Source organism: Sphingomonas anseongensis (assembly GCF_023516495.1).
Classification (GTDB): Bacteria; Pseudomonadota; Alphaproteobacteria; order Sphingomonadales; family Sphingomonadaceae; genus Sphingomicrobium; species Sphingomicrobium anseongensis.
On the sequence record NZ_JAMGBC010000001.1, the window covers coordinates 40186 to 63117 of the forward strand.

The 22932-nt window shown below is 64.4% G+C and carries 19 protein-coding genes; 3 read left to right on the forward strand and 16 right to left on the reverse strand.

The genetic code is table 11. The features are described 5' to 3' along the window. Positions 1-3 precede the first annotated feature (3 nt). The 11 genes from LZ519_RS00220 to LZ519_RS00270 all read right to left on the reverse strand — a co-directional run bounded on the left by LZ519_RS00220 (position 4) and on the right by LZ519_RS00270 (position 11594). The gene (locus LZ519_RS00220) at positions 4-1761 is read right to left on the reverse strand and encodes a serine hydrolase domain-containing protein (RefSeq protein ID WP_249866741.1); all 1758 of its coding nucleotides are present in this window, start codon (positions 1759-1761) and stop codon (positions 4-6) included. Next, entirely contained in the window at positions 1758-2951 is a 1194-nt protein-coding gene (locus tag LZ519_RS00225) for a YncE family protein (protein ID WP_249866742.1), read from the reverse strand. Before LZ519_RS00225 ends, LZ519_RS00220 begins: the two co-directional genes overlap by 4 nt. 11 nt (positions 2952-2962) lie before the next feature. After that, positions 2963-4462, reverse strand: a complete 1500-nt coding sequence (locus tag LZ519_RS00230) for a M56 family metallopeptidase (protein ID WP_249866743.1) — start codon at positions 4460-4462, stop codon at positions 2963-2965. Continuing rightward, positions 4459-4860 (reverse strand): BlaI/MecI/CopY family transcriptional regulator, encoded by a 402-nt coding sequence (locus LZ519_RS00235; protein ID WP_249866744.1) that lies wholly within the window; start codon positions 4858-4860, stop codon positions 4459-4461. The genes LZ519_RS00230 and LZ519_RS00235 overlap by 4 nt, the downstream gene beginning before the upstream one ends. 151 nt (positions 4861-5011) lie before the next feature. Further along, positions 5012-6529: a TadA family conjugal transfer-associated ATPase gene (locus LZ519_RS00240; protein WP_249866745.1), complete on the reverse strand. Its 1518-nt coding sequence runs from the start codon at positions 6527-6529 to the stop codon at positions 5012-5014. Positions 6530-6632: 103 nt separating this feature from the next. Continuing rightward, on the reverse strand, positions 6633-6896 hold the full coding sequence (locus LZ519_RS00245; protein WP_249866746.1) for an ATP synthase F1 subunit epsilon: 264 nt from the start codon (positions 6894-6896) through the stop codon (positions 6633-6635). Next, positions 6896-7081, reverse strand: coding sequence for an eL24 family ribosomal protein (locus LZ519_RS00250; protein WP_249866747.1), 186 nt, complete (start codon positions 7079-7081; stop codon positions 6896-6898). The genes LZ519_RS00245 and LZ519_RS00250 overlap by 1 nt, the downstream gene beginning before the upstream one ends. Then, entirely contained in the window at positions 7082-8596 is a 1515-nt protein-coding gene (gene atpD, locus LZ519_RS00255; RefSeq protein ID WP_249866748.1) for a F0F1 ATP synthase subunit beta, read from the reverse strand. A gap of 24 nt (positions 8597-8620) precedes the next feature. Then, complete coding sequence (locus LZ519_RS00260) at positions 8621-9499, reverse strand: F0F1 ATP synthase subunit gamma (RefSeq protein ID WP_249866749.1); 879 nt, start codon at positions 9497-9499, stop codon at positions 8621-8623. A 1-nt stretch (position 9500) separates the two neighbouring features. Further along, on the reverse strand, positions 9501-11030 hold the full coding sequence (gene atpA / locus LZ519_RS00265) for a F0F1 ATP synthase subunit alpha (protein WP_249866750.1): 1530 nt from the start codon (positions 11028-11030) through the stop codon (positions 9501-9503). Between the two features lie 9 nt (positions 11031-11039). Next, positions 11040-11594 carry a F0F1 ATP synthase subunit delta gene (locus LZ519_RS00270; RefSeq protein ID WP_249866751.1) on the reverse strand — a complete coding sequence of 185 codons (555 nt, stop codon included), beginning with the start codon at positions 11592-11594 and terminating at the stop codon, positions 11040-11042. 196 nt (positions 11595-11790) lie between these two features. Here LZ519_RS00270 and LZ519_RS00275 point away from each other — a divergent pair, with 196 nt between their 5' ends. Both LZ519_RS00275 and LZ519_RS00280 read left to right on the forward strand, forming a co-directional pair. After that, positions 11791-12252: a DUF1203 domain-containing protein gene (locus tag LZ519_RS00275; RefSeq protein WP_249866752.1), complete on the forward strand. Its 462-nt coding sequence runs from the start codon at positions 11791-11793 to the stop codon at positions 12250-12252. After that, positions 12246-13304, forward strand: a complete 1059-nt coding sequence (locus LZ519_RS00280; protein WP_249866753.1) for a bifunctional transcriptional activator/DNA repair enzyme AdaA — start codon at positions 12246-12248, stop codon at positions 13302-13304. The genes LZ519_RS00275 and LZ519_RS00280 overlap by 7 nt, the downstream gene beginning before the upstream one ends. On the opposite strand, the gene LZ519_RS00285 is transcribed toward LZ519_RS00280, so the two are convergent. The 3 genes from LZ519_RS00285 to LZ519_RS00295 form a co-directional block, all read right to left on the reverse strand. Next, the gene (locus tag LZ519_RS00285) at positions 13301-14833 is read right to left on the reverse strand and encodes a tetratricopeptide repeat protein (protein ID WP_249866754.1); all 1533 of its coding nucleotides are present in this window, start codon (positions 14831-14833) and stop codon (positions 13301-13303) included. The two genes, LZ519_RS00280 and LZ519_RS00285, sit on opposite strands and share 4 nt — an antisense overlap. Positions 14834-14940: 107 nt before the next feature. Further along, the gene (locus LZ519_RS00290) at positions 14941-16470 is read right to left on the reverse strand and encodes a tetratricopeptide repeat protein (protein ID WP_249866755.1); all 1530 of its coding nucleotides are present in this window, start codon (positions 16468-16470) and stop codon (positions 14941-14943) included. Between the two features lie 57 nt (positions 16471-16527). After that, positions 16528-18723: a primosomal protein N' gene (locus LZ519_RS00295; RefSeq protein WP_283937263.1), complete on the reverse strand. Its 2196-nt coding sequence runs from the start codon at positions 18721-18723 to the stop codon at positions 16528-16530. A 16-nt stretch (positions 18724-18739) separates the two neighbouring features. Here LZ519_RS00295 and LZ519_RS00300 point away from each other — a divergent pair, with 16 nt between their 5' ends. Beyond that, positions 18740-19042: a hypothetical protein gene (locus LZ519_RS00300; RefSeq protein ID WP_249866757.1), complete on the forward strand. Its 303-nt coding sequence runs from the start codon at positions 18740-18742 to the stop codon at positions 19040-19042. A 6-nt stretch (positions 19043-19048) separates the two neighbouring features. Here the strand turns inward: LZ519_RS00300 and purC are convergent, their stop codons facing one another. Both purC and LZ519_RS00310 read right to left on the reverse strand, forming a co-directional pair. After that, on the reverse strand, positions 19049-19831 hold the full coding sequence (gene purC / locus LZ519_RS00305) for a phosphoribosylaminoimidazolesuccinocarboxamide synthase (RefSeq protein ID WP_249866758.1): 783 nt from the start codon (positions 19829-19831) through the stop codon (positions 19049-19051). Positions 19832-19905: 74 nt separating this feature from the next. Beyond that, positions 19906-22797, reverse strand: a complete 2892-nt coding sequence (locus tag LZ519_RS00310) for a M16 family metallopeptidase (RefSeq protein ID WP_249866759.1) — start codon at positions 22795-22797, stop codon at positions 19906-19908. Positions 22798-22932: the final 135 nt, after the last annotated feature.

Below are 22932 nucleotides of genomic sequence, written 5' to 3' on the forward strand. Positions count from 1 at the left end.
CCGTCAATGAACCGCGGGGAGTATGTCCTTGGGCACGAATTCCCGCTGCGACCGGAAGAGCACTGCGTCGGCGTAATTGCCGCCGGTGAAGGTGATGACGAGGTCCAGGTCGGGAATCCCCATCGCGACCTGGCCACCGTTGCCGCCTGGGAAGTAGGCGAACAGCTTGCGACCGTTGAGGTCGTAGGTGACCGAGTTCCAAAGATAGCCGTAGGTTTGGCCGCTGGTCGGCGATAGCACCCTCAGGGGCGCCGTCGATTTGCGCACCCATTCCGGGCTGACGATCTGGCGCCCCTCCCATTTGCCGTTGTTCATGTAGAGCTGGGTCAGCTTGCTGAAATCGCGCGACGTGAACCGGTGGCCGCCGCCGCCATAGGCTTCGCCGGTCGGCTGCAGGAACAGATGGTAGTTGCTCATGTGCATCGGCTTGGCGAGCAGCCGGTAGAACATTTCGGGCTGGGGCTCGCGAGCGATCTTCTCGAGCATTCCGCCGGCAAGGTTGGGCTTCATGCTGCAATAGACGATCTTGTCGCCGCTGTTCCAAGCCATCGGGACGTTCAGGGCGTAACGGTACCAGTTCGGCTCCTCGCTCTGCTGCTGCATCACGTCCTCGTCGCCCGGTCGATCGCCGCTGTCGTCGCAATCGAACCCCGCCGTCATCGAGATGAGGTGTTCGAGCGTCATGCTCTTCTTGCGCGGATCGAGGTCCGCGGGGACCGAGCCCAGCATTGTCTGATAGACGGGTGTATCGAGCCGGATCGGGACGCCTGACTGCATGGCCGCGCCGATGAGGGCGTTGGTCCAGCTCTTCGATGCGGACCGCAGGTCGTGGGGCGTGTCGCGGTCGTAGCCGTGGAAATATTCCTCGAGCACGAGCTTGCCGTGACGTGCGATCAGCAGGCTGTGGACCTGTGACGTGCTCACACCGTCCTGCGGCATGTCGATCAGTTTCTGCACGAACCTTTCGATGGCCGCGCGATCGATCCCCTCCTTCTCGAGTGTCGAAACCGGCCAGCCGTCGTCCAGCTGGACGGGCGGCGAGTAATGATATCGCTCGGGGGTCTTGCCGCGCGGATAAAAGGGGCTGCTGACCGTCGTGTCCGGAGCAAAATCGAACGTCGTTCCCTGGATCGGGATCGACAGGATTCCGGTTTCGGGGTCGCGGCGGCCGGTCGCTATGACCTCCTCCTTCTTCTGGCCGCGGCGGGTGCCGATGAGGCGCACCACGTCGCCGTCCAACTCCGCAGAGCTGACCCCGATGAAGACGCCCTGGTTGCGCTCCGGATTACGCAAGTAGGTCGAATAGCGCCCATCGGCGCCGCGGCTGACCGGCAGGTAATAGGTCATGTGGTCGTCATCGGGGACGACCTGGCCGCGCCAATTCCCGCGTTCGTCGAGCCGAAGTGCGACGGGCGCCGCATAGCGCGTCGCGCTGCTCATCGTCGTTGCCTGAATCCACTGGCCGTCGATCGTTCGGCCGCTCCGGATGCCGCGGAAGCTGCCCTTGCCGTCCGGCAGATCGAAGGAAAGCGCCTTGCCCTGCTGCTTCACTGCAACGGTGAAGCCGGCGATGTCGGCCGTCAGACCGCCACCGCGAGGAATTAGGATCAAAGTGCCGCGGATATCTGGCCCGTTGCGGACTTCAGCTACCCACAGGCCTGTGAGATCCGGCGAACTCGTGGGTTGGCTGGTCGAGCTCTGTGCCTCGGCGGTACCCGACGACAGCAGCAGCGCAACCATGAGCGGACTGACGAACTTCATTGCCCGGCCTCCTTCAAAAGCTGGGATGCGGGAATGATGCTGATCGACTTTGATCCGAAGTTTGACACGTATAGGGCTTCGCCGTTGGCGGACGCGCCCAGGTCACGCGGAAACGCTCCGACCTCGGTCGATCTGGGACTGCCCGCACCGCGCAGTGCATCGGCCGCGATGAACGCGCTGACAGTTTTCGGTCCCTCAGGGCAGTCCCAGCGGCAGGCGTTAGCGACGGCGACGATCCTGTCGCCGTCCAGGAGCGCAACGCCGATCGGCTGATGGCCGACGTTGACGATGGCAATTTGCGAATGTTGCGGATCGGCAGCCAGCTTGGCGACGTCGAAAGCTCTGACAGTGTCGCCGAGCCTGTTCGTCACCCACATCGTGCGGCCGTCTCTCGAAAGCGCCAGCCGGACAGGCGAGCAGCCCGCATAAGCGCGGCTGACGACTGCATGGTCCGGATCGCTGCTGACCTTCGCGACGTCGACAGTGAGAATCCCGCCCACCGGATTGATTGGCGTCGGGTGCTTCCCGCCCTCCGACCGGCAAGCGATCGGCGGATTGTGGCGGCGCAACAGGCCCTGCACCGGCACGTAGAGGAACCGGCCGTCCCGCGAGGCCGCAAGCACCGTCGGCGCATAATCGACGGCGATCGAAGCGACGACTTTCGGTTTGCTGAAGCCGGACTTGCGCATTGCGAAGAAATCGAGCGCAGTGATTTTCCCCGCTTGCTCGTCGCTCGCGAACAGGAGCTTCTCGTCGGCCGTGAATGCCAGCGAGACCGTGCCTGGGTGATCGGCATATTTGAGCGTTGCCGCGAGGCCGGAGGTCTTGCCCGCAACCAGTGCGCGAACATCGAAAACATAGATTCGATCGCCGCCCGCTGCGACAGCCAGGCGGCGGTCGTGCGACAGCACCAGCCCATAAGCGGCGGTGGCCAGGGGAACGGTGCGGACGAGCACCGGTTTCGAATCGCGAAGGTCGATGAGAGCAAGCCCGCCCTGCTTATCGTCGTCCGTGCCGAGAGTGGCGAGCAACTGGCATGTTCCGGGGACTTCGACCATGGCGAAGGCGCCCATCGGCAGGGCGACCTCCGAGCGGCGGACCTTGGCGGTGCAGCTTTGTGCTTGGGTCGCCGCGGGAGCCGCCGCGATTGCCAAAACCAGGGTCAGAGCCAGAAGGATGCGCCCATACATGAGTCGCCTCATCAGGCGGTCGTCGGATGCACCGGCGCCACGGGAGCCACCGGCGCGACAGGGGCGACAGGGGCCACGGGTGCGACGGGCGCCACCGGAGCTACCGGGAAGATTCTGTTGGGATCGCCGCGCGGCATCGCCCGGACAATCGCGACGAGGCGGTCATATTCCGCGACCTCGGCGCGATAGCGGTCCTTCGCCCGCTCATATTCCTCGACGCGCTGTCGATAATCGGCGACCCTCGAGCGATATTCGGCCAGCTGCGCGTGATAATCGGCAAGTCGCGCGTGATAGCTGCGCAACGCTGCGTCATAGTTCGCCAGGTCGACCGCTTCTTGGGGAATCGCCTGCTGAGTGCCGCTCTGCACCGCAGCCTCGGCAAGAAACGCTGATCGAGCGAAGCGTGAGGGCATGGATTGCGGGATCGGCTGGACCGAGGCTTGCGCGGGCTTGGCGAGCACCGGCGGCGAGACGGCAATCTGCTCGGCTTGGACAAGATTAGCCGGCGAAGGTGGTGCATGGCCGACCGGCGGGGGCTCGGCGATCGTCGACGCGACCGGCAGCACCGCGGCAGCCAGGCTGACCATGACCAAGCCAATCGCCGCGCCGACGGTCACGAAACTTCCGCCCGGACGCCGCCGCGGGACGTCGCCGACGATCGCGATGAGCCGCGATTCGAGATCCGACTTGCCGATCATCGCCGGAGCCAAGCAGCGGCCGCAGCTGTGGAACGACCGTGCCGCGACCAGGAGGTTTCGGGCGTAAACGGTCGCCTCGGCGCCGTGGGACAAGACGAGGTCGTCGCAGGCATGCTCCTGCTCCCGCCGCATTCTATCGGCGGCGATCCAGGCGACGGGATTGAGCCAGTAGAAGGCGCAGATCACGGCGGCCGCAGTCCGGCCCGCGCTGTCGCGGCGGGTGACGTGCCCCAGCTCGTGAAGCAGGACCACGCGCCATTGCTCGGCGTTCCAGTCGACTGTCGTTGCAGGAAGGAGGATTCGCGGCCGGAACGTGCCCCAGGTCATCGGAATGATTGCCTCGTCGCTAATGCGCACCTCGACCGGCCTGCGAACGCCCAAGGCCGACGCGAGCTGAGCGACGAGCTTGAGTTGGCGTGGCTTGCCGAGCGGGCGGCCACGCTTCCAGATCCGGCGGAGGAGGAATCGGCCTGTCGCCAGCCGTGCGACCAGCCCGAGCATCACTCCGAAATAGACGATCTGAAGCAGGCTCGCGGCTGAGGCGCCTGAGTCCTCGATGGGAGTGGCCACGAGCGCTACTTCCGCCGGGGAAGTGGAAATCGCCGGCACCGGGGGCAGTATCGGCAGCGGCAGCGCCGGCAGGACGGCCGCAAGGAGCGGCAGCATCGCAACCCCGGCGAAGCCGAGCATCCAGGTGAGATGCCGCATCGCCGCCGAACCGCCCGACCGGCGAACCGCTTCGGCCGCTGTCCAGGCGATCGCAAGCAGCGCCGCAGAGCGGATGAGCAGCTCGACGAGGCTGCCGGCGATCATTTCTGGCTGTCCTTGCTGGCCGCTTCGTCGAGCAGCTTTGTCAGCCTCTCATGGTCTTCTGGACTGAGCGGGCCGGCCTGTATCAGTGTCGCGACGGCGCTGCTGATCGACCCGTCGAAGAAGGTCTTCACAACGTGCCCGAGCGCCGACTTGCGCACCTCTGTCTTGGCGGCGGTCGGAGCGTAGATATAGCGCGGGCCGTCGACGTCGTGGCGCACTTGGCCCTTGTCCTCCAGATACCGGAGCATCGCGCGTACCGACGAATAGGAGGGCGGGTCCGGAAGCGCTTCCAGCACGTCGGCGACGGTGGCACGGCCGAGGCTGTAGAGAATGTCCATGATCTGGCGCTCGCGCTTGCCCAGCCGGGCCGCAGGATCGGACGAGTGACCTCGAACCATCGGGGACTCCCAGCGGCGAGCGGCCGCATGCGAATCGATTAGCACTATGCTAATCAGTTAGCAATGGATGATTTGCTTGCGCGATTGCAGCGATCCCGCGGGAGAGCGTGGATGTCCGGTACCGAGGGCGTCAGCCGCGCCCAGGCAATGCCTAGAGGCAAGCCTCCAGGTACGGCTGGTCGAAGCCGAACTGCTTGGCCTTCTCCAGGGTGTACGGACGAAGGCCCATCGAGCGATATTCACCGACGATCTTCCCGTCCGCGCTCTCGTCGAGATACTCGAACTTGAACAGCTCCTGGGTGACGATCACGTCGCCCTCCATGCCGATCACTTCGGTGATGTTGGTCGTGCGGCGCGAACCGTCGCGGAGGCGCTTCACCTGGACGATGAGGTCGACCGAATCCGCGATCTGGCGGCTGATCGCCTCCTTGGGGATCTTGATGTCCGACATCATCACCATGTTCTCCATACGAGCGAGGCATTCGCGCGGGGAGTTGGAGTGAAGCGTCGCCATCGAACCGTCGTGGCCCGTGTTCATGGCAGCGAGCAAGTCGAAGCACTCGCTGCCGCGAATCTCGCCCAGGATGATGCGGTCGGGACGCATACGCAGGGCGTTGATGACCAGGTCGCGGATCGTGATTGCGCCCTGGCCCTCGAGGTTGGCGGGCCGGGTTTCGAGCGGCAGCCAGTGCGGCTGCTGCAGCCGAAGCTCGGCCGCGTCTTCGATCGTGATCACTCGCTCGCCCGGGTCGATCATCTTCGACAAGGCGTTGAGCATCGTCGTTTTACCCGAGCCCGTACCGCCGGAGATGATGACGTTCATGCGGCTGGCGCCGGCGATCTTCAGAACGGTGCCCATCTTTTCGGACATCGATCCGAAGCCGCGCATCATGTCGATGGTGATCGGCTTTTCGGAAAACTTACGAATGGAGATGGCGGTGCCGCGAAGCGACAGCGGCGGAATGATGACGTTGACGCGGCTTCCGTCCTGGAGGCGTGCGTCGGCGAGCGGAGTCGTCTGGTCGACGCGGCGGCCGACCTTATTGACGATCCGCTGGGCGATCTGGAACAGATGCTCCTCGTCGCGAAACTGGATCTGCGCGAGCTCGAGTTTGCCCTTGCGCTCGACGAAGGTCTGGCTGGGACCGTTGACCATGATGTCGTTGACGGTCGGGTCGGCCAGAAGCTCTTCCAACGGGCCGAGGCCCAGGAGCTCGTCGACGAGGACTTTTTCGAGGGCGAACTGCTCGCGCCGGTTGAGCGTGATCTTAAGTTCGGCGAGCACTTCCGAGATGATCGGACGGAATTCCTCGGCAAGCTCGTCCTTGCTGAGCGTTGCCGCCGCTTCCGGGTCCACCCGCTCGAGGAGGCGGGGGAGCACCTGCTCCTTGATCTTGTGCACCGAGGCTTCGAAACCTTCGGTCTTGCTGCTTGCCGCTTCGCCGCTCGCGTTTTGCCGCGCGGTGAGGCGGTCCATCGCTCCGCCGGGAATGTGCGGCTCGGACGGTTCACCCTCGACGACGGGCTCGAGCTCTTCGACGGGTGGGAATTGCTCGCCACCGTCCGGCGCTGCGGAGCCTGAACCCGGGCTGCCCTTCATCGGCTTGGCCACGCCGAAGCTCGACCGCTGACCCGCAGCTAGACTGCCTCGCTTGCCGAATGCGTTCATTACAACCCCGACATAATTCGCGGAAAGACCACGGTCGGGCTTACGGTCGAATGTTTTAGGAAAAGCTAACCGCGTTTAGAAATTTGTCCCAAGATGGGACTAGTCAGGCGCCGGCCTTCTCGGCGAGGATCGTAAGGCCGTTGGCGCTCATCTCGGCAAAGCCGCCGCTGACGGGGATTTTCTCAGGCTGAGATCCCGCGGTCCGATAGACCGCCACCTCGTCGCCATCCTTCAATACGGTCATGAAGGGAGCGTGCCCCGCCATGATGCCGGACTGGCCCTCAGTGCCGGGGACGACGACCATGTAGACGTCCTCGCTCATCACCAGTTTCTCCGGCGTGACGAGTTCCAGGTGCAGGTCGGCCATCAGCCCTTAGCCTTAATCGCGTTGTCAAAAGCGCCGATCGCTGCCTCGAACTTGTCGCGGCAGCCGGTGTTACAAAAGCCCACGACCTGCCCGCGATAGCGCGTCAGGCTGTCGTCGCTGACCGGCTTGCCCGACCAGGGGCAGGTGTCGTTGACGCAATCCTCCAGGCGCAGCTCCCCGCTCAATCAGGCCTCCTGCGCCAGCTTCTCGGCCTTGGCCACCGCCTCGTCGATCCCGCCGACCATGTAGAAGGCGCTCTCCGGCAGGTGGTCGTATTCGCCGTTCACCACCGCCTTGAACGAGCGGACGGTGTCCTCGACCTGAACGAATTTGCCGGGGATTCCGGTGAAAACTTCGGCGACGTGGAACGGCTGGCTGAGGAAGCGCTGGATCTTGCGGGCGCGGCCGACGACCAGCTTATCTTCTTCGCTGAGCTCATCCATGCCCAGGATGGCGATGATATCCTGCAGGCTCTTGTAGCGCTGCAGCGTCTCCTGGACGGCACGGGCAGTCTCGTAATGCTCCTGCCCGACAATCGCCGGCGTCAGAACGCGGCTCGTCGAATCCAGAGGGTCGACGGCCGGGTAAATGCCCAGCTCCGAGATCGCGCGGCTGAGCGTCGTCGTCGCATCCAGGTGGGCGAACGAGGTCGCCGGCGCAGGGTCGGTCAAATCGTCGGCAGGCACATAGATGGCCTGAACCGAGGTGATCGAGCCCTTGTTGGTCGACGTGATCCGCTCCTGGAGCGTTCCCATGTCGGTCGCCAGGGTCGGCTGATAGCCGACTGCCGAGGGAATGCGGCCGAGAAGGGCCGACACTTCCGAGCCCGCCTGGGTGAAGCGGAAAATGTTGTCGACGAAGAACAGCACGTCCTGCCCTTCGACGTCGCGGAAATATTCGGCTTGGGCGAGGCCGGACAGTGCGACGCGTGCGCGCGCTCCCGGCGGCTCGTTCATCTGCCCGAATACGAGCGCCACCTTGGAGCCTTCCGGAGTCGGGTTGCCGTCCTTGTCCTTGGCGATAACGCCGGCCTCGAGGAACTCGTGATAGAGGTCGTTGCCCTCGCGGGTGCGCTCGCCAACTCCGGCGAAGACGGACACGCCGCCGTGGCCCTTGGCGATGTTGTTAATCAACTCCTGGATGAGCACCGTCTTGCCAACGCCGGCGCCGCCGAACAGGCCGATCTTGCCGCCTCGGGCGTAGGGAGCGAGGAGGTCGATGACTTTGATTCCGGTGACGAGGATGCTTGCTTCGGTCGACTGGTCGACGAAGGCGGGAGCTTCCGCGTGGATCGGAGCGGTGGTGTCGCTGCCGATCGGCCCGCGCTCGTCGATCGGCTCGCCGATGACATTCATGATCCGGCCGAGAGTCTTGGGGCCGACGGGGACCCGGATCTGGGAACCGGTGGCGCGGACGTCCTGGCCGCGGGTGAGGCCCTCCGTCGAGTCCATGGCGATCGTACGCACAAGATTCTCTCCGAGGTGTTGTGCCACCTCCAGAACCAGGCGGTTGCCATGATTGTCGGTCTCGAGCGCACCGAGGATCGGCGGAAGCTCTCCCTCGAATGAGACGTCGACGACTGCGCCGATGACCTGGGCGACCTTGCCGGTCAAATTGTGCGTCTGCACCGGCGCCTTCGGCTTCTCGGCCGAACCGGCGGGCTTCTTGGTGCGGGGCTTTGCGGGGGCGGCGGTAGCCATCGTCTTGCGGTCCTCTTTCAAACTCTAGAGCGCTTCGGCGCCGGAAATGATTTCGACCAGCTCGGTCGTGATCGCGGCCTGGCGGGTGCGGTTGTACTGAATGGTGAGGCGATTGATCATGTCGCCGGCATTGCGGGTCGCATTGTCCATCGCGGTCATCTGCGATCCGTAAAAGCCGGCCTGGTTCTCGATCAGCGCCCGGTAGATCTGAACGGCGATGTTGCGCGGCAGGAGAACCGAGAGGATTTCCTCTTCTTCCGGCTCATATTCCACCATCGCATTGCCAGATTGGGCCTCGCCGGCCTCTCCGGCGGCGACCGGGATGATCTGGTCGACGGTCGGCTCCTGAACCAGCGTCGAGCGGAAGTTGGCGTAGGCGAGGTGGGCCACGTCGAAGTCGCCGCTGTTGAAACGATCGACGATTTCCTCGGCGATTGCCGATGCAACCTCGTAGCCCGGGTTCTTCATCTCGGTCGTGTCGTACTGCCCGATGATTGCCTTGGGGTAGAGCCGCTGGAGAACCGGGCGGCCCTTGCGGCCGACGATGTAGAAACGGACGGTCTTTCCGCCGTTGATCAGCTCGTCGGCCTTGCGGCGGACGGCGCGCACGATGTTGCTGTTGAATGCGCCGGCAAGACCTCGGTCGCTGGTGACGACGATGATCAGGTGGCTGTCGTCCTTGCCGGTCCCGGCAAGCAGCTTCGGGCTCTCTGGCCCGACGACGACCTTGCCCGCGATCGAAGCGACAACCGAGCGCATCCGCTCCGAATAAGGCCGCGCGGCGGTCGCATTCTGCTGGGCGCGCCGAAGCTTCGACGCCGCAACCATGTTGAGCGCCTTGGTGATCTTCTGCGTCGACTTGACCGAGCCGATGCGGAGCTTGAGGGCCTTGAGGGAAGCCATCTTATGCGAACGTTTTCCCGAACCCGGTGAGCGCGTCCCTGAGCTTGGCGGCGGTATCGTCGTCGAGCGTCTTGGTGTCTCGGATCGTCTTGAGGATTTCCGGATGCTCGGAGCGAAGGAAGCTCAGCATCGCTGCCTCGTAGCGGGTGACCGCGGCGACATCGATGGTGTCGATGAAGCCGTTGGTGCCGGCATAGATGGACGCGACCTGCTCTTCGACCGGCATCGGGCTGAACTGCGGCTGCTTCAGAAGCTCGGTCAGGCGGGCGCCGCGAGCCAACAGCTTCTGGGTCGAGGCATCGAGGTCCGAACCGAACTGCGCGAACGCCGCCATTTCGCGATACTGGGCGAGCTCCAGCTTGATCGACCCGGCGACCTTTTTCATCGCCTTGGTCTGAGCGGCCGAGCCGACTCGGCTGACCGACAGGCCGACGTTAATCGCCGGGCGGACGCCTTGGTAGAACAGATCCGTCTCAAGGAAGATCTGGCCGTCCGTGATCGAGATGACGTTCGTCGGGATGTAGGCGGAAACGTCGCCCGCCTGGGTCTCGATGATCGGGAGCGCGGTCAGCGAACCGGAGCCATTGTCCTCGTTCATCTTGGCGGCGCGCTCGAGAAGGCGGCTGTGAAGATAGAAAACGTCGCCCGGATAGGCTTCGCGGCCCGGCGGGCGGCGAAGGAGGAGCGACATCTGGCGATAGGCGACGGCCTGCTTGGACAGATCGTCATAAACGATGACCGCGTGCATTCCGTTGTCGCGGAAATATTCGCCCATCGCGCAGCCGGCATAGGGGGCCAGGAACTGCAGCGGAGCCGGCTCGGAAGCGGTCGCGGCGACGACGATCGTGTAATCCATCGCGCCATTCTCTTCGAGCTGGCGGACGATCTGGGCGACGGTCGAACGCTTCTGCCCGATTGCCACATAGATGCAGTAGAGCTTCTGGCTTTCGTCACCGGACGCGTTGATGTTCTTCTGGTTGATGAAGGCATCGATCGCGACGGCGGTCTTGCCGGTCTGGCGGTCGCCGATGATCAGCTCGCGCTGGCCGCGGCCGATCGGGACCAGCGCGTCGAGCGCCTTGAGCCCGGTCTGCACCGGCTCGTGGACCGACTTGCGCGGGATGATCCCCGGCGCCTTGACCTCGACCCGGCTGCGCTCGGTGGACTGGATCGGACCCTTGCCGTCGATCGGGTTGCCAAGAGCGTCCACAACACGGCCAAGCAGGCCCTTGCCGATCGGAACGTCGACGATGGTGCCGGTACGCTTGGCGCTGGAGCCTTCGCGAATGTCTTCGTCGGAGCCGAAGATGACCACGCCGACGTTGTCGGCCTCGAGGTTGAGAGCCATGCCCTTAACGCCGTTTTCGAACTCGACCATCTCGCCGGCCTGGACGTTGTCGAGGCCGTAGATGCGCGCAATTCCGTCGCCGACGGAAAGGACGGTGCCGACCTCGGCGACCTCCTCGTCGGCTGCGAAATTCGCGATCTGGTCGCGGATGACGCGGGAAATTTCAGCGGCGCGGATATCCATCGTCTTGCCTTAGCCTTTCATCGCCTGGGCGAGTCTGTTGAGTTTGGTCCTCAGGGAATCGTCGATCATCTCGCTTCCAAGCTTGACGATCAGGCCTCCCAGGATGGTGGGGTCGGTTTTGGCATCGACCGTGACGTCACGGCCGGCGCGGGACTTCAGCTTTGCCTTGAGAGCGGCGATCTGGTTGTCGCTCAGGGGGCGCGCGGAGACAACTTCGGCGGTCGTCTCGCCGCGATGATCCGCTGCCAGCCTCCGGAATAGCCGGACCACCTCGGCCAGCCTGCCCTTGCGGCCGTTTCTGGCGAGCACTCCAAGGAAATTGGCGGTGATCGGGTCCAGCTTCAGCTGGGCGGCCACCGCAGCGAACGCCTTGCCAGCGTCGCCGCGGTCGACGAGCGGCGAGGCTACGAGCTGGGCGAACTCACGGGAATCGACGAGCGCCGAGCCGAGCGAATCGAGGCTGCGGCTTACCGCATCGATCTGCTTTTCGTCGCGCGCCAGGCTGAACAGCGCGGACGCGTATCGTCCTGCTAAGCTGGCCTGAATGCCGCCGGATGTCTCCACGCGCCCAAAGCTCCAGAACTGGAATTGCCCCCATGCGAAAATGGGGCGCTTGTCAGCCAGTTAGCTGCACGCCCCTCATGGGTTGGCGCGCCCGTAGCAGCGGGTGCAGGGCGATGCAAGGCGGGTAGACCACTAGATTTGGTTTGAACGCAAGCTGTCGGAAGCGGGCTGCAGCGCGCGAACGTAAAAGCGGCGCATGACATACCGAATCACCGGACTGGATCCGACGCCCTATCGCCCACTCTTCGATCTTTCTGACGCGGAGCTGGAGAGCCGCGGCATGCGACGCATGACGGTCACAACGAAGCCGAGCTTTCCGTGCCGGGTCAGCCTGCTCGACCGAGAGATCGGCGAGACGGTCATCCTTTTCAACCACGTCAGCCACGACGTCGCCAACCCATACCGCGCCTCCCACGCGATCTTCGTCGCCGATGCGCCGCAGGGGGAATATGTCGACGAGGTGCCGCCGGTGTTCGAGCCGCGCATTCTCTCGCTCCGGGCATTCGACGCCGACGGCATGATGGCGGATGCCTTGATCACGCAGCCGGGAGAGGCGGATTCCGGCATTCGCAAGCTGTTCGACAATCCGGACATCGCCTACATTCATGCGCACAACGCCGCCCGCGGCTGCTTTTCGGCGAGGATCGACAGATGCTGATGATTGCTGACCAGGAAGCCTGGGCCGCATTCGAGCGACGGGACCGAAGCTGGGACGGCCGAGTGATCGGCGCCGTCAAGACGACCGGCATCTATTGCAAGCCGAGCTGTCCGGCCAAGCGTCCCAAGCGAGAAAACGTCGAGTTTTTCGCGTCCGCAAGCGAGGCCAGCGCTGCCGGCTACCGCGCCTGTCTGCGCTGCAAGCCCGACGAGGTGAGCCGCGACCGCGAGGCCGTGGCCAAAGCGGTGAAGCTTATCGAAGCGGCCGAAGAAGCACCGACTCTCGACGAGATATCAGCGGCCGTAGGTTACGCCCCGCACCACTTCCAGCGGCTGTTCAAGCGGGACCTCGGAGTATCCCCCGCCGAATATGCCCGCGCGCTTCGTGCGAAACGCGCCGAAAAGAACCTCAAGGAGAATGGGCGAGTGACCGATGCGATCTACGATTCGGGCTATTCAGCGCCGAGCAGCTTCTATGCGGACGCAAAGGAACGGATGGGAATGACTCCGTCGGCGTGGCGCGACGGCGGTCGCGGCGAAACGATCCGCTGGACGACCTTCGACAGTCCGCTTGGGCCAATGCTGATCGCGGCGACCTCAAAAGGCGTTTGCAGGCTGACGTTCAACGACAGCGAAGCCTCGCTCCGCCGGCTGTTTCCTAATGCCACGATCGTCGAGGACGGAGGCGGAATGCGCGAGCTGATCGAGGGCGCGCTTGTCGCGATGCAGCGCCCGTCGGCGGCACCCGAGCTTCCCATCGACGTTGCAGGCACGGCCTTCCAGGAAGCGGTGTGGCGCGAGCTTCGGAAGATCCCGCTCGGTGAGACCCGCAGCTACGCCCAGATCGCCGCTGCAATCGGCCACCCGAAGGCGGTTCGAGCGGTCGGCACGGCCAACGGCGACAATCACGTCTCGGTCCTGATTCCCTGCCACCGAGTCATCCGCAGCGACGGAACCCTTGGCGGCTATGGCGGCGGGCTCCCGAACAAGAAAAAGCTGCTGGCCGCCGAAGGCGTGATCGCGCGGGAAGCGCAGGAGCGCCTCCCACTCTAGTTCGCCGCTTGCTCCGCCTGCTTCGTCTTCGGATCGGCGGCGAGCTGCTTTTTCAGCCAGTCCATCTTGTCCCGGGCGCTGTCGCGAAGCGGTGAATCGTGCGGGTCGTTGGCGATCGGCGCGAGCCAGGCCATAGCCTCGTTCCAGCGATGCTCGGAGGCCAGTTCGTCGACCAGCAGCTCCCGGGCGCTGGTATTTGCCGGAAGAGTCGACACCGCCTGCATCAGCCCTTCCGTCGCCAGCTTTGGCGCCTTCTCGCCCGCTTCGTGGAAGCTCTGATAATAAGCGAGCAACGGAAGCGGATTGTCGTGATCGAGCTGGTTGGCCTTCACCGCCAGCGCCCGAGCCGCGGCCGCCGCGGAAGCCTTGCCGGCACTAAGCGTCGCCAGCCCCATGGACATGGCAAGCGATTTGCGGGCGAGGCCATCGACATCGTTGGGTCGGATCGCGAGCAGGCGGTCCGCCGCAGCTTCTGACTGCGCGTAATTGCCTGACGCATATTCCGCCTCGGCCAGGAAGTGCAGCGCGAACGGATCGCCGGGATATTGTGCGACGACCTGCCGAATCCGCTGCAGGTTGCGCTCGCGCCGGGCGAGCTCATGCTGGCGCACGCCGGTCTTCTTGATCGCGTCCAGGTCGTCGTCGTCATAGGAAATGACCTGCGGGACCAGCGCGGCTTCGCCAGCCGACAGCCGCCGCATGGACATGATGACCGGCTTTGCGATTTCGACCTTGACCGGTCGGTAGGTGAAGGTGCCGGCGGTGACGTAGCGCCTGGCTTCGCGGTCGAGCTCGTTGAGATCGCCGAAGACCTTCGCTGCCTCGGCGAAGCTCTTTCCGGCGGTTAGCTGCGCAAGATATTGCCGAAACTGCGCCGACCTCTCCTTGTCGAAGGTGAGGAAGTGGGTGAGTGCCCAGCCTTGGCCGTACGTATCGAGATATTTGACAGACTCATTGGTCATCAGCTCCTGGAGCGGGACCCAGTCGACAGCGATGTCGTTCCCCCGGGTCCGCGCCGGCATTCCGTAGCCGATCCGCCCGTCGTCCATGACCTTGCTAGAGCCGATCAGCTCGGCGAAGCCCTCAACGTACCAACCCGGATAGGTGGCCGGGAAATATTGAAGCATGAAATGGTGCGAATATTCGTGGTGGCGGACGATTTCGGGAGTGAAGTGCTCTGGCTCCAGCCCGGTCTTGCGCGGGGTCACCAGGAACGGGCCGAGCGAGTTGCTGGTGTAGAAGCCGCCGATCCCCGTGGTGTAGTCCATGCCCAGTGCCTTCTGGACGTCGCTCATGTCGTCGACTTCGTAGATACGGACCCTAACCGGCTTCACCTCCTCGTCGATCGCGGTCGCCATGCGAAGCAGCTTGTCATACTTCTCGAGGTCGGTGGCGAGCTCCTCGATCCGCTGGTTCGAGCTCTTGCTGTAGATAACGAAATGCTTGGTCTCAGCCGCCTGCCACACGGGCTCGGCGCTCGCGGCAACGCTGGCGACGAGCGCCGCCAGGGCCAAAAACATACGGTACATGAACTCCCCCATTCTCGGCGGGGCGCAGCCTAAGCAGCTATCGCGCGCGCTTCAAGGCGATGAAATTGCTCGACTTAGCAGCACCAGCCTACGCGACGCCAAATACCTTAATCATCATCGGGATGTTTGCTGTTCCAGGCATCGATCAGTGCGATGGCCGTAGAGGCGTCGGAGGCGTGCATCGCGACGACGATTGCTTTTGCAGTGCTGCGGAAGCTGTCCGCGTGCGGATTTGAAGCCAGCGGCCCGAAGTCCTTGCGGGCCTCCTCGAGCCTCCCTTCGGCTAGGAGCTGCCTGACGGCCATCAGCCGGAGCGTGTCATCCTGAGGTGCAAGCACCAGCGCATAGAGAAGCCCCTGGACAGCGCTCGAAGTCGGCGCAGAACCGCCTTCCTCGTAGGTGCGGAAGTTGAGCATCAGCGGCTCGGGATTTTCCGGGTCGAGATGGTTGGCGCGGATGAACCAGCCGCGAATGTCGTTCCAGTTCGCCGCCGCAGGGTTGGCCTTCGCCAGCTGCATCAGGGCCCGGCCCTTGTAGATCAGCGCCCGAACGTTGTTCGGATCAGCGGCAAGCGCGTGATCGGCTGCTGTGTTGGCGGCGGCGTAGTTTCGCGCGTCATGTTCCGCCTGTGCGAGGCTCGACTGCACGAAAGCGACGTTTGGATAACGGCCTGCGATCCTGCGGGCCTTCCCGGCAATTCGGTCAGCGGTCACCTTGTTCGCGCCCATGTCCGATTCCATTCGCACGGGAAGGATGGCGGCTTCGGCGTCGCTGAGCTGGCGGATGTCGATTGCGCCGATCTTCGAAGGATCGATGTGAACCACCGTTCCGGTGAGCGACCCTCGCCGAGCGTAAGAGTCCAGGTCGCGATCGAGCTGAAGCAGGTCGCCAAATGCAGCCTTCGCTGAATCGAGCGGTGTCATTCCGGAGCGGATGCCGTCGACATAACGATCGATCTGGCCCTTCCGTGACGGCTCGAAGGTCAGATAGTGGGTGAGCAGCCACCCGCGTGAATAGAGGAGCTCGGATTCCCAGCCGTTCAACCTGCGGTCGGCGTCCCCCACCATCGCGGAGATCGGGAAATCGTGGTCCGGCGCAAAAACTCCGGCGGACCGGTGGTTTGCCGCCGATCCGAAAGTCACCGTCCCATCCTCATCGACAATTGCCGTCGCAAGAAGCTCGGCGAAGCCTTCGACGAGCCACGGCGGGTAATAGTCGGTCGAGCTCTGGAACATCAGGTGATGCGCATATTCGTGGAAGAAAAGGATGTCCGAACTGTAGTCGCCCGGTCCATGCGGCTTGTAGCGTGCGACGTAAGCGAAAGCGCCGGAAGCTCTCGAGGTATAGAAGCCCAGGGTGCCGGTGCCGGTCTCGGTGAAATACGCGAGGGTCGCGGGGTCCTTGAACACGTAGATCGTCAAGCGGCCGGCATCGCTCAGTTGTGGATCCTGCATCTTCCGGGCGCTTCGGACGGCCTGATCGAAGCGCTCCAGCTTGGCGGCGTAATCGCGAAGACTCGGCGAATCCCAGTCAGCGTAGATGATGAAGTGTCGCGTCTTCGCCTGCTGCCATTCGGCCGAAGCCACAGCCGGAAAGGTAAGCAGCGCTGCTAATAGCAGGACCATGCGCGCGATCATTGAACCCCCCAATCGTCACGGCACGCCAAAGGGCTAGGGCAGCAACGGAGCCGGAGTCTAGAGGAAGCTGTAGGGATCGACGTCGACGCTGACCCGCACCTTGGGCCCCCATTCGACGCCGGCCAGCCAGTCGCGGATGACGTCCTGGACGTCGAGCATTCGCGCCGCGTGGACGAGCAGGCGCTGCCGGTGCCGCCCGCGAAGCATCGCCAGCGGGGCAGGGGCGGGGCCGAAAACCGCCATCCCTTCCACTTGCGGCGCTGCAATGCCGATCCTTCGAGCTACGCCTTCGGCTTCGGAGGGGTCTTCGGCGGAAACGACGATTGCGGCGAGCCGTCCGAACGGCGGCATGGCGGCCTCTCGCCGTGCATCGGTCTCGGCTTCATAAAAGCCGGGCCCGTCGCCGGAGACGAGCGCCGCGATCACCGGCGCATCGGGGTCGTGGGTCTGGACCAGGACGCGGCCGGGCTTGTCGCCGCGCCCGGCTCGCCCGGCGACCTGCTGGATCTGCTGGAAGCTTCGCTCCGCCGCTCGAAGGTCGCCGCCTTGAAGGCCAAGGTCTGCATCGACCACTCCGACCAGCGTCAGGTTCGGGAAATGATAGCCCTTGGTGACGAGCTGAGTGCCGATGACGACGTCAATCGCTCCCGCTTCCATCGCCCCGACGAACTCTGCCGCACGGAGGGGCGACCAGATCGTGTCCGACGTGACGACCGCCGTCCGAGCGTCAGGGAATAGCTCGGCGACCTCGTCGGCGATCCGCTCCACTCCAGGCCCGCAGGCGACCAGGCTGTCCTCCTCGCCGCATTCGGGGCAGGCCTTCGGCGGCGGCATCACGTGGCCGCAATGATGGCAGGCGAGCCGGTGCATCAGCCGGTGCTCGACCATCCAGGCGGTGCAATTCGGACATTGAAAGCGATGGCCGCAGTTGCGGCACAGAGTCAGGGGAGCGAAGCCGCGTCGGTTGAGGAACAGCAAAGACTGCTCCCCTCGCTCCAGATTTGCCTGAAGCTCGTTGACGAGCGTCGGCGCCAGCCAGCGGCCGCGTGGCGGCGGGTCCTGCGTAAGGTCGATTGCCCGCATTTCAGGCAGGCTCGCCCCGGCGAAGCGGCTCGCCAGCGTGAGCTCGCGATAGCGCCCGATCTCCACCATGTGGCGACTCTCGATCGGGGGTGTTGCGGTCGAAAGGACGATCGGAATGTCCTCGAACTTGGCGCGCATCACCGCCGTGTCGCGGGCGTGATACTGGACCCCGTCCTCCTGCTTGAAGCTCGGCTCGTGGGCCTCGTCGACGACGATCAGGCCGAGGTTGGGATAGGGCAGGAACAGCGCGGAGCGGGCGCCGACGGTCACCTTCGCTTCGCCCGATGCGATCCCGCGCCACGCCCGGCGGCGCTGCGACGAGCGGAGGTCGGAATGCCAGGCGACCGGCTCGCACCCGAACCGCGCCTCGAACCGCTTGAGGAAGGGCTCGGTCAGCGCGATCTCCGGAAGCAGGACCAGCGCCTGCTTGCCCTGCCTGAGGCACTCGGCGATCGCTTCGAAATAGACCTCGGTTTTTCCTGACCCCGTCACGCCGTCGAGCAAGACCGGGTCGAAGCCGTTGCCGATCGCCTCGGCAAGCGACGCCGCGGCCTCGCGCTGCTCCTCATTGAGGTCCGGCGGCGAGTGGTCCGGGTCCGGGCAGGCGAGCGGCCGGTCGGCGGTAACCTGCACCGGCCCAAGAGCGCCGGCGTTCATCAGGCCGCGCATTACCGAATCGCTCACTCCGGCATGATCGGCGAGCTCGCGGATCGTCCCTTGCCGCCCTTCGATGCCGGCAAGCGCCTTCTTGCGCTGCGGGGTCAGGCGCTCCGGCGTCTGGCCGGTCGGCGCATATTCGGTAAGCTGGCGCGGGCCTTCGAGAGCTGCCGAGGATGGAAGGACCATCCGAAGGACCGATGCCGGCGGCGCCAGGTAATAATCGCTCGTCCATTCGACCAGACGCCGAACGGGGTCCGGAACCGGCGGAACGGTCATGACGGAGACCAGCGGCCTTAGCCGGTTGTCACCCACTTCTTCGGTCTGAAGCCGCTCCGGCTCCCAGACGACGCCGATCAGCTGTCGGGGCCCCAGCGGCGCGACGACGACTGAGCCGGGCTCGACGTTCATCCCGTCGGGAACCCGGTAATCGAGCGGGCCAAGCGCTGCATTGAGGGTGACGACACGGACGCGCTGCATTGATAGGGCAGATGCGGGCTTAGGGGACGTCAAGCAAGAGGACGTCACGATGATTGCACGACGCTGGCACGGCCGAATTCCCGTCGACAAGGCCGACGAATATCTGCGCCTGATGAAGGAGGTGGGCCTCGCCGACTATCGCTCGACCGAGGGCAATCGCGGCGCCTGGTGCCTCCACCGGCGCGACGGCGACGTGGTCCACGTGGAGATGTTCACGTTGTGGCAGGACCTCGACGCGATCCGCCGCTTCGCCGGCGACGCGCTGACCAAGGCCAAATATTACGACTTCGATCCCGGCTTCCTGCTCGAGCTAGAGCCCGAGGTCACGCACTTCGAAGTGATCGAAGGCTGAGGTAGTCTAGCGCCCGCGCTTGCGGCGATGGCTGTCGAAATCGAGGACGGCGTTCTCTTCCTCGCCCTCTGGCATCAAGCCGAGGCGGCGGGCGATTTCCTGGTATGCCTCCGCGACCTTGCCGAGGTCCAGGCGGAACCGGTCCTTGTCTAGCTTCTCATTGGACTTGAGGTCCCACAGGCGGCAGCCGTCGGGGCTGATCTCGTCGGCGAGGATGATCCGCGCATAGTCGCCGTCCCAGACCCGGCCGAACTCCAGCTTGAAGTCGATCAGCCGGATTCCGATCGCCGCGAACATGCCCGACAGGAAGTCGTTCACGCGGATCGCCATGTCGGCGATGTCGTTCATTTCTTCCTGGGTCGCCCAGCCGAAGCAGGCGATATGCTCGTCGGAGATCATCGGATCGCCGAGCGCATCGTCCTTGTAATAATATTCGATGATGGTCCGCGGCAGCTGCGTGCCTTCATCGATCCCGAGGCGCTTCGAGATCGAGCCGGCGGCAACGTTGCGGACAACCACCTCGATGGGGATGATCTCGACCTGCCGGATCAGCTGCTCGCGCATGTTCAGACGGCGGATGAAGTGGGTCGGGACTCCGATCGCCGCGAGCGCGGTGAAGATATGCTCGGAAATCCGGTTGTTCAGCACACCCTTGCCGTTGATCGTCCCGCGCTTCTGCGCGTTGAACGCCGTTGCATCGTCCTTGAAGTACTGGATCAGGGTACCTGGCTCGGGACCCTCGTAGAGGATCTTGGCCTTGCCTTCGTAGATCTGACGGCGACGAGCCATGTGGGGTGATGCGCTCCAGCAAGATTGGATGGGACGGCGGCTATAGGCGAGCCGCCGCCCCATCGCAATTGACGCTACTTGCCCGTCGTCCCCGGCGTCGCAGCCGCCGCGAGCTTGCTGCTGACGATTCGGGCGGTCTGGAGCCGGTTGGGCTGCAGATATTCTTTCGCCAGCTTCTGCAGGTCCGCTGCCGTAATCGACTGAAGGATCGCCTTGCGCTGGCGGATCCGGTCGAGCCGCTCGGGATCGCTCTGGCTCTTCGACAGCGCTCCGAGCCAGAAACCGTTCTCGCGCATCTGCCGGTCGATCTTGTCGAGCTCCGGATTGCGTGCGCGGGCGAGAACGTCGGCGTCCACAGGCTTGTCGCGAAGCTCGGCGGCGGTTTCCGCGATCGCCTTCTCCACCTCGTCCATCTTGTCCGGAGCGACGACCGCGCTCGCGGACAGATAGCCGAAGCCCGGGAAGGCGTCCGACATCATGTTCTGAAGGCTAACTCCATAGCTGTCGCCTAGTGACTCGCGCACCTTTTCGGTGAGCATCACGTCGAGCGTTTGCGTCAGCAGGTCCATCGCGACCTCCTTTCGGAAGTCGTGGTCGTCGTCGGTCGGCCACGCGGCTTCGACCAGCGCCTGGTCCACCGCGCCGTCGTGCGTGAGGCTGATCGGCGAGCGCTCGCTCCGGAAGGCCGCCTTCGTCGCTCCGGCGAGCGGACTCTTCTCCAGCTTGCGCGGACCCACCGCTCCGAACGATGCGGCGACGGCATCGATCACCGCCTGCTCGTCAGCGTCGCCGACGACGGTGATCTCGACCGCGCCGGACGCGATTGCCGGAGCCAGTGCGGCCCGAGCCTCATCGAAGCTGCGCTTCGACAGAATGTCGCCCGAAGGCATTCCGAACCGCTGGTCGCCGTCAGCGAGCAGGACCGGAAGTCGAAGGGCGGCAACCGCCTGCGGCTGCGAGTCTACCTGCTTCTCGAGCACCGGCACGGCGTTGCGCCACTTGCTCTCCGCCTCGGGCCTGAAGCCCGGGTCGAGCAGGTATGCCGCGCTGACCTTCATCTGGAGCGCCAGGTCCTTGGGAGTGGTAGCTCCGCTAGCGACGAACGCATCGTCGGTAACGCCTGTGCCGAACGACAGGACCCTGCCAGCGCCCAGCTCCTTCAACTCTTCGAACGAGTGCTTCTTCAGGCCGGCAAGAGCCGACATGGACGAAAGCATCACATTCAGCCCCGGCTTGTCCTTGGGCAAGTCGAGAACACCGTCGCCGAGCCGCACGATGAAGAGCACCTTGCCGGCGTCGAAATCCGTCTTCTTGATGTTGAGGCGTACGTTGTTCGCGAAGCGGACGGTGCGGACGCCAAGGTCGGCGATCCTTTTGTCCTGGACCACCTTTCCGGGTGTTCCGAAGCTGTCATACGCAAACGCGGCGGTCGCGGCATCGGCCGGAGCGGCAACAGCCACGGCCCGGCTTGAGTCGAACGCGCTCGCAAGTTCCGCGATCGGAACCTCCTGCTTCGAGCTGAGGTGAACCAGCGGAGGGCTTCCGGTCCACAGCGACTTCAGCGTCGCACCGATCTGCGCCGGAGTGATCGACGCCGCCATCTTCTGGAACATTGCGTAGCGAAAGGTCGGCGTGGTGACGAACTTATCCTCGTCCACCGTGCCGACGATTGCGTCCGCAAGCGCCTTGTTGTTGCGGGTGCCTTCCTGCTCCGCGGCAGTACGAAGAGCGGTCTCGGTGGCGGCCAGCTCCGTCTTGAGCTCTCCCGCGGTCACTCCGTACTGGAGCGCACGGCGAACCTCCTGCTCGGCCGCGCTCACCGCGTCCTTCCACGCGCCGTCCTTGGCCGCGAGCTTCAGCGTCGTGACCCGGGCGGTGTCCTTCTGGTCCTGGACGATCATCGCTCCGCCCAGAAGCGGCGTATTGGAAGCGTTCGAAAGCCGTGCCAGGCGGCGGTTGACGATCCCGGTCGCCAGCGCTTCGAGCACCTTCTGCTGCCTATAAGCGATCGTATCGACGGGCTTCTGCCACTCGCGCATGATGGTCACGTCGACGGTCGTCGGAACGGCAGGGTCGATGAATGTGTCGAAGTCAGCCTTGCGCGAAAGATCGACGGTCCCGCGCGGCAGCTCGCCGCCGGCGGGTCCGACCTCCTTCCAGTCGCCGAAGGATTTCTTGATTTTCGCTTCGATCAGCGCCGGATCGGCATCGCCGACGAAGACGAGCGTCGCGTTCTCCGGCCGGTAATAGCGGTGATAGAGCGCCCGAACGGTGTCCGCGGACGCAGTCTTGATAACCTCCTCGGTCCCGATTGGAATCCGGTTGGGATACGGCGTCGAGGGAAGGTCGAAGCCAAGCACGTCGATAAGCTGGCGGAGCTGGAAGCTGTCTCGCGCCCGCCTCTCGCCGAGCACGACTCCGCGCTCGCGCTCGACCGCCGCAGGGTCGAACTTCACTTCGCCGGCGACTTCGCGGAGCAGGAAAAGGGCCGTGTCGACGTGCTCGTCATCGGTCCTGGGGACATCGAGCATGTACGTGGTGCTGTCGAAGCCGGTGACGGCGTTGGTGTCCGGGCCGAAGGCGAGGCCCTGGCGCTCCAGGATCTTGATCATGTCCCCTTCCGGAACATGGGTGGTGCCGTTGAAGGCCATGTGCTCGATGAAGTGCGCGAGCCCCCGCTCGTTCTCCTTCTCGCCGAGCGATCCGAACGCGAATTGCAGTCGCAGCGACGCGGCGCCCTTCGGCGTCGAGTTGCGCATGATCGCATATTTCATTCCGTTGGGCAGAGTGCCGTAGCGGATCGCCGGGTCCGGGGTGACGTCGGTGAGCCGGACTCCCCATCCGTTGGTCTGCGTCTGCGCAGCGGCTGTCGCCGGCGCTGCGGCGGAGGCGGGCGCCGGGGCAAATGCGAGCGAGATTGCGACGGCGATGCTGCTGGCGCACGAAAACAACGAACGATGAATCACGAAGAAGATTCCCCCGGAAGGCTGCGAATCGGCAAGCCTGGACCCTAGGGGAGAGGATCGGGCTTGCAACATGCCTGTTCGACAAGCCGCTGATTTTCTTTGACAAAGCCTCGTCTGCTAAAAGCTTGAGGAAAA